At 51.6% G+C, this 217-nt stretch carries 1 protein-coding gene; it reads left to right on the forward strand.

Going from position 1 to position 217, the window contains the following annotated elements; all coding sequences use genetic code 11:
* Positions 1-9: 9 nt before the first annotated feature.
* A partial coding sequence (locus FS628_RS31200) for a YwhD family protein (RefSeq protein ID WP_260871267.1) occupies positions 10-217 on the forward strand: 208 nt, incomplete at its 3' end.

Here is a 217-nt window from a genome sequence, read left to right on the forward strand (position 1 = left end):
GGTGAAGATGTGGGGAAGGGAGGGGAAGTATGGGTGGTGTGGGTAGGTGTGGATGGCAGGGAGGAAGGGGAAGTGTATGGTGGAGGAAGGGGTTGTGAGATGTGGATTGATAGAGAAGGAAGAGGTGGGTGGAAAGTGGTGGCGGAACATGTGAATCCCATGGACTATGCTTTGAAACGTTGCTTGATGGTGTATGTGGTTGTTGTTGAAGTTGCTG

It is taken from the genome of Paenibacillus xylanexedens (assembly GCF_007676705.1).
GTDB classification, from domain to species: domain Bacteria; phylum Bacillota; class Bacilli; order Paenibacillales; family Paenibacillaceae; genus Paenibacillus; species Paenibacillus xylanexedens_C.